Consider the following 6,444-nt stretch of genomic DNA (forward strand, 5'->3'; position numbering starts at 1 on the left):
GTAGAGCAGCCGCACGCGAAACCTGGGCCGGCTGCCTGGCCGTCCTCGTGGTTCTCGGGCTCGTGGCCTGGGGCGCCTGGTGGGTGCTGGCCGGCATTTCCGACTGGCTTCACACTCCTGTGAAGGCGCGCCCCACGACTGCTACGAGCCAGCCCCCAGACCTGCGCCCGTCTGGAAGCTGGAGCCCACAGGTGACGCAGCCGATTCGAAGGACACGACGCTCTGGACCGACATGGAGGACAACACCTACCTTCGCCTGCTCGAACACACAAGCGCTGACGACATCCACAGCGCCGACCGGGACGACCTCGATGACGACAAGGGCCTTACCCCCGCCGACGTCGAAGTCACCATCGTCCGAGAACCCGAGCACGGGACCCTCGAACCCCAAGCAGGCAAAGGCGGAGCCGTGTACACGCCACGCCCCGGCTTCAGCGGCTCCGACACCTTCGACTACACGATCAAGCTCCGCGACCTGCCGGAGGTACAGAAAGTCGAGTACCGCATCGATGTCGGACTCAGCCCTGGCGCCCGCTACCGCCTGGAGCACAAGTACGAGAACTGCCACGCCTCCCGAGCCGCCGGCGCAGCCCCCGTACGCCGAGGCGAAGAGGGGTACGGCCGCCACCTGGATGCCGACATGGACGGAATCGGCTGCGAGTGACTCTCCCACCCATCGCGCCGGGCCGGGCGGCGGCCGGTCCCGGACGGCACGGCTTAAGGCGTCAGATCCAGGACCCTCACCGAAACGCCCTCCCAGCGCTTGGGCACGGTCGTCGCCACGATGGCACCGTCGGGTCGGTCAGCGGTCGGCCGAGCCGCGTGCTCGCTGTGGGCAGCGGCCCACGTCTCCTGCTGGGCCACGGCGAGCGCGGCAGGCAGGTCCAGATCGAGGACGGTGATGCCCGGCAGAGAGGCCAGGTGCTCGGCAGTGCCCGGGCGGGCCCGGTCGGCTTCCACCAGCGCACACGAGGGCGCGTAGAGGAACCAGCCCGTCTCGGCATGCGCGCGGTGGATCAGCCGGGAGGCCAGCACGTTCCCCTGCCCGGCCGCGGCCATCGCCGTCTCGTCCAGCACGATGTGCACCGCTTCGCTCACGGGCGCTGCACCTGCGCGAGGCGCCGGTCGAGCTCGTCGTCGAGTGCGTGCTGCTCGTCGGCGGTCGGCGCGTACCCATTCCACGCCCGCAATGCGGCCTGTGCCTTCTGCGCCCGCTCCGCGCGCTCCGTCGGCGTCAGCATCGTTTCGGCCAGCCGGGCCAGGTAGGCCCGCAGGGACAACCCCTCGGCGGCCGCGATCGCGGCCAGGCGGTCCTTGGCTTCCTCGGGGATTCTCACGTTGGCATCGGACATCGTAGTGCTCCTTTCCATGCCTCCAGGGTACGGGTACGTACCCGTACCCGTACTCCGATCTGCATGATCGCGGATGCGCCGAGGGAAGGTGCCGATCAGTTCTGTGCTGTGGATCATGAACGGTTCACGTCTGGTGAGGTGGGGGCGTGGGTACCTTGGCCGCGGGAGACGGACGCGGTGCTGCGTCGGTCGGCGAGGCTGGGAGTTGCGGTGGCACAGCTGGTACAGGTCCTGCCCGACGAGGACGGCGTTCGCGTGATCGTGTGCCGGGGCGAGTTCGACCAGGACACCCTCGGCCCCCTGAAGGAGGCCGGCACGGCGGCTGCGAACGATCCAGGTGTACGGCGGATCATTCTGGACGTCACCGCGGTGACCTTCGCGGACTCCTCCATGCTCAACCTGATGCTGCTCCTGCTGCGCACCGGCCGCCTGGTCCTGGCGGGCCCGCTACCCGATCGGCTGGGTCGACTGCTGGACATCACCGAGGCCCGCACCCTATTTACCACCACGGACAGCATCCAAGAGGCCCGCGCGCTGTGACGCCGTCCCCGGCCCGGACCACGCGTACGTCTACTCACCGATCGCAAGGCCGCACCCGGCACGCCTCAGCCCTCGTCGACGACGAGGACGGCCACAGGAGGTGGATCGCCATCATTCACTGGGCTGACCGATCACCGATCACGCGCTGCGCGGCGGTTTTCTCCGCGCTGCCGTCTTCTTCACGTTGCCGGCCGCAGGCCTCCCGGTCTTCCTCGCAGCCTTCTTGGCCTTGGGGAGGTCGTGGACTGACGCGTCGACATCGCTCTCCTGCCGGGTGGCACGTGCGTCCTCGACGGACTTCTGGAGAGCGGCCATCAGGTCGACGACCTCCCCCCACAGGGCCGGCTCGTCGGCGGCCGCCATCGGCCGGCCGGCCTCCTTGGAGGCGATGACCTCCTCGACGGCGGCCCGGTAGGCATCGCGCTGCTCCGACAGCTCGAACCCGCCTGCGGACAACGCGGCCGTCAGGTCCACGGCGGCCTGGACCTCCGCATCGGTGACGTCCACCGCGGCCGGTGCCGGGACCGCGCTGGTCGGGCGGACTTCGTCGGGCCAACGCATCTGATGCAGGGCGATCACGTCACCGACCACGCGCAGCAGACCCAGACGCTCCCGGTCGCGCATCGAATAGCGGGCGACCGCGACCCTGCTGGAGCGCTCCAGGGCTTTGCGGAGCAGCACGTAAGGCTTTTGCGCCGCGGGTCCGTCGGGCGAGAGGTAGTACGCGGTTCCGACCTGGACGGGGTCGATGCTGGCCGCCGGGAGGAACCCTGCCAGCTCGATCGTCTTGGCCGTCACCTGGCCCGGCAGCCGGATCGAGTCGAGGTCCTCATCCGTCACGGGGATGACCGCGGTCGCCATCTCGTAACCACGTCCCACCTCGTCGCCGGACACCTCCTGGCCGTCCAGTTCGCACACCTTCCGTACGCGGACCCGGCCGCCGTCGGCGAGGTGGATCTGGCGGAAGGAGACGCTGTGCGACTCGGTGGCCGGCCAGACCTTGCAGGGCACGGTCACCAGACCGAACGAGATCGCACCGCTCCAAACAGGCCGCATCGTGCCTCCAGGCTCAACCCCCTGCCTCAAGCCTCCCACCGAGATACCTGGAACGCCGACCACTATGACCCGTACGAGATACCTGGAACACCGACCACTCCGACCCCTACGAGAAGGTCCACGCCAGGTCACTCAACACATCCACACACCCACGAGAGATCAACCGGACAGACACCCACACACGAATAATCAAGAAAACAAACAACCATCCACAGACATATAAGTCTGCGTTCTCACCACTTCGGATCATGGCCCTGACCAGCGGTGATCTGTGGCATGACAGGGAGCGGCTTCCCCCTGCATTTCCCCCCTTAGGTTCCCCCCTTGTTTCCCCCTCCAGCTTCCCCCTTTGTTTCCCCCCTTGTTTCCCCCATCACGGGGCACGGAGACCGGTCGGTCGAGCACGGAGGTGGGTGCCGGTGAGTTTCCCGGCTCAGGGTGGTGAGTTTCCCGGCACGGTGCGGTGAGGTTTCCGGTGACCTCACCGGCCCCTCGACCTCCATCGGTGAGGAGAACGGTGACTACAGAAGTCTCCGACCCCGGGGTCGGTGAGTACGGCCGGATCAGCACGGGCGTGTTCACCGGGGTGCTCACCGGGCCTGGTGATCGGCCTGCCGAACGGGTGACTCGTCGGAGCGCCCGACGCCCTCCCCAAATCGAACAGGTTTACGATTCGACTTGTGACCTCGAACGAGACCTTCCCCGACGACCTCCTGCAGCTGCAGGAGCGCCTCCACCGCACCCATGCCGAGTACCGCGCCTACCTGGCCTGCCTGCCCTGGAGCGTGGAACCCATGAAGGGCTGGACACGCGGCGAGCGGTTCTCCCACCGCGGCGATGTCCCCGACAGCCCCGGCTGGACCCAGGAGCAGAAACAGACCGTCGCCCGGATGATGGCCGAGCTCCGCGAACTCTCGACCGCCGTGGTCGACCACCCGCACTGGGCCACCATCCCGCGCGAGACCCTGGTGAAGGCCCGGATGCAGCTCAAGCAGCAGACCCGCCCCGTTGAAGCCGGCCCGGCCGAGGCGGCGTAAGCGTCATGCAGCGACCTCTTCCACCCTCCCGGCGGGCGCCGACGGCCCGCCGGCCGACCCGCGTTTTCGTCCGTCGACGGATCGAGGCGGCGTGAGTGCGGCCGTACGTTCCCGACCCTTGGAAAGCCGCTGCTTCGACCACCGGCCCGGAGCCGTTCCCGTGGGCGCCGATCATGCTGCTGTTGCCCGACGGCCGCCAGCGCCTGGAGGTCCGCCTCTACGAACGCCGGCGTGACGACGACACCGGTGAATGGCTCTTCCTGATCGGTGCCCCGTTGTGGCAGTACGCCGGCCGGGGCGCGGTCGAACCCGCCGAGTACCGGACCTGGGTCACCGCCAAGGAACTGGAACCCATCGAGGGGGTGGACCTCTCACCGGTTCCGACGCACCAGCTCGGCTCCGGGCCGCCGCCCGTTTCCAGGTGGGGATGGATTCTCAGGCCGAAGCCCCGAGGTCGGGGATTCACCGTCCACGTCCACGACTGCGAGCAGGCGGCCGGTGGCGGAGCCGAACTCGGCGTCGAGGAAGCCCTGGACGCGATGCTCAGACCCGGCGCCGAAGCGTGCCACCGGTGCGACGCCGCAGCCGTCCTCATCCCCATGCTGCAGCTCGGCCAGGGCTACGCGTAGCCACCCAAGCAGCGTGACCGCGATGCCGGCAGCGCATGGGGCGCCGCCAAGGCGGCACGCACGGCTCATCAGGCGCGTGCGGACACCCGAAAGCTGCTGCGGGATAACGTGTGGGTACGGGCGATGCTGGCGTCCAACGTAAACAACCGCATGGCGGAGCTGAGGGCCGTGCTGAGCCACAGTGACGTACCCGAGCAGCATCGGGACGACTTGGCGTTCGCGATGATGATCGGCAAGCAGGGCTTCAAGCCCCCGTGGCCGCCCGGCCCCACCCAAGCGGCTCACTGGCAGACCAAGCAGGTCCTCCAACTCCTGCACCAGGCCGAGGTCCTCGTCATCTCGCCTGCCGCACACGCAGCAGTAATGGCCGCAGCCGCCACGCTGGAACCCTCCGATGTCGCCACACTCGACAAGGACCGCGACATCCTCATCCCGGCCGGCTTGCTGGTCCTGCCCGAACAGATCATCGTCGAGAACCGCAACAAATCACTCTCCGACATCCGCGCCTTCGGCTGGCAGCCCGTCACCCAGCACCAGATCCTCCCCACCGCCCAGTACCCCGGCATCCCAGCTCGGTGGCCAGGACACTGGTCGGCCATCCGCTTTCGGCCAGGTCCTGCAGGCCGGTGGCGGCCCTGTCCGCATCAGTCAGCCCCGGCAGAGGGTGATCGCGGCGGAAGGCGCTGGTCGGGGGGACACCGAGGATGGCGTCGGCCGTGGCCCGGTGAATGCGGCCGGCCTCTTCCCTGCCGGGCGCAGCAGGCGCCGAATGAGAGTGACGGCGACGCCCGAGATTTCGGCGATGTCCGCAGCCGACAGACCCGTCTCCCGCAGTTGGCAGACGCGCGCTGGCGTCGGCGGAGGGGACCCGGGCGGGTGGGCCGGCATTCAACTCGCTGGTACGCCGGGCACGGTCCCGACGGGCGAAGTGGCCGTTGATCATCCATCGGCAAGGGCCAGGCCCGCTGGGCCATGCGCTGGAAGATCGCTCTGAACGCCTTCGGCATCACCTTCGGGCGGCCGGCTTTCCGCAGCCCGTCGGTGGCCCCAACCCCTGTGGCTACACCGTTCGTTTGACGGGCCGCACTCACACGTTCCGGTCTTCCGGAATGCCGCCTCAAACAATAGGCTCTTAGTTCGATCAGGGGAGAGGAACTGCAGAATGAACCTGAAGCAGAAGTTGGGGACCGTAGCAGCGGCGTTAGGATTGGCGTTGTCGGGTATGGCTGCAACAGCCGTGCCAGCAGCTGCGGTTGGTGGCTGCCCTGCCGGCAGGCTGTGCCTGTACGAGAACATCAACTACATTGACCTCGACGTGACCATGGCCAGCACCAAGGCGTGCATCTACCTCAGCGATTTCGGCGAGCACCGGTTCGGGCCAGGCATCGGCTCGTACGTCAACAACCTGGGAGTCAAGGCCGAGGTTTTCCACTGGGTCAGTGGGACGAGCTACGCCTTGGACGGGACGATTCGCCCCGGGGGGTTTAGCTCGAACAGCACCAACGGCGGCCTCTTCGGTAATTACGGCATGGTGTGTACGGGTGGAGCGAGGCCCTAAGGCTGGGTGAGCGGCATGCCGAAGCCCCCCGGTCTCAAGATCAAGGCCCGGGGGCTTCGTGCTGCCCCGGTGTGTGCGGATCGCATCCGGACCACGGGGAGCGGCGGAGTGTTCGCGGCAAGAACCCGGTTCTGCCGCTCCACCGCGGGCTGCGGCGAGTACGGCCACGAGGGCGGGCTAGTAGTGCTTCGTTACGTCGGGTGATCTCGCCTGATGGTGGGCATCTTCTGGTTATGAGGCTGGGGGAGGTGGAACGGCTCCGGGGTGAGTTG

Annotated in this window: 9 protein-coding genes; 6 read left to right on the top strand and 3 right to left on the bottom strand. The window is 68.0% G+C overall.

Annotated features, from left to right (window positions below):
* Window positions 1–232: 232 nt before the first annotated feature.
* The gene (locus tag AB0D46_RS35340) at window positions 233–664 is read left to right on the top strand and encodes an excalibur calcium-binding domain-containing protein (protein WP_362883753.1); all 432 of its coding nucleotides are present in this window, start codon (window positions 233–235) and stop codon (window positions 662–664) included.
* A 53-nt stretch (window positions 665–717) separates the two neighbouring features.
* On the opposite strand, the gene AB0D46_RS35345 is transcribed toward AB0D46_RS35340, so the two are convergent.
* Together AB0D46_RS35345 and AB0D46_RS35350 are read right to left on the bottom strand one after the other, a co-directional pair.
* Entirely contained in the window at window positions 718–1,098 is a 381-nt protein-coding gene (locus tag AB0D46_RS35345; protein WP_362883755.1) for a hypothetical protein, read from the bottom strand.
* Complete coding sequence (locus AB0D46_RS35350) at window positions 1,095–1,352, bottom strand: hypothetical protein (RefSeq protein ID WP_362883757.1); 258 nt, start codon at window positions 1,350–1,352, stop codon at window positions 1,095–1,097. Before AB0D46_RS35350 ends, AB0D46_RS35345 begins: the two co-directional genes overlap by 4 nt.
* Before the next feature lie 210 nt (window positions 1,353–1,562).
* On the opposite strand from AB0D46_RS35350, the gene AB0D46_RS35355 reads away from it, so the two are divergent.
* Window positions 1,563–1,892, top strand: coding sequence for an STAS domain-containing protein (locus AB0D46_RS35355; RefSeq protein ID WP_362883759.1), 330 nt, complete (start codon window positions 1,563–1,565; stop codon window positions 1,890–1,892).
* 138 nt (window positions 1,893–2,030) lie between these two features.
* On the opposite strand, the gene AB0D46_RS35360 is transcribed toward AB0D46_RS35355, so the two are convergent.
* Window positions 2,031–2,948 (bottom strand): Ku protein, encoded by a 918-nt coding sequence (locus AB0D46_RS35360; protein WP_362883760.1) that lies wholly within the window; start codon window positions 2,946–2,948, stop codon window positions 2,031–2,033.
* Between the two features lie 680 nt (window positions 2,949–3,628).
* Here AB0D46_RS35360 and AB0D46_RS35365 point away from each other — a divergent pair.
* The 4 genes from AB0D46_RS35365 (at window position 3,629) to AB0D46_RS35380 (ending at window position 6,172) form a co-directional block, all read left to right on the top strand.
* Window positions 3,629–3,985, top strand: a complete 357-nt coding sequence (locus AB0D46_RS35365; RefSeq protein WP_362883762.1) for a hypothetical protein — start codon at window positions 3,629–3,631, stop codon at window positions 3,983–3,985.
* A 173-nt stretch (window positions 3,986–4,158) separates the two neighbouring features.
* Complete coding sequence (locus AB0D46_RS35370; protein WP_362883764.1) at window positions 4,159–4,614, top strand: DUF6233 domain-containing protein; 456 nt, start codon at window positions 4,159–4,161, stop codon at window positions 4,612–4,614.
* Between the two features lie 123 nt (window positions 4,615–4,737).
* A complete protein-coding gene (locus AB0D46_RS35375) occupies window positions 4,738–5,553 on the top strand; it encodes a hypothetical protein (protein ID WP_362883766.1) in 816 nt (271 codons plus the stop codon).
* Between the two features lie 223 nt (window positions 5,554–5,776).
* Window positions 5,777–6,172 (top strand): proteinase inhibitor I36 SMPI, encoded by a 396-nt coding sequence (locus AB0D46_RS35380; protein ID WP_362883768.1) that lies wholly within the window; start codon window positions 5,777–5,779, stop codon window positions 6,170–6,172.
* Window positions 6,173–6,444 lie beyond the last annotated feature (272 nt).

This window comes from Streptomyces sp. NPDC048383 (genome assembly GCF_040651775.1).
Lineage (GTDB): Bacteria > Actinomycetota > Actinomycetes > Streptomycetales > Streptomycetaceae > Streptomyces.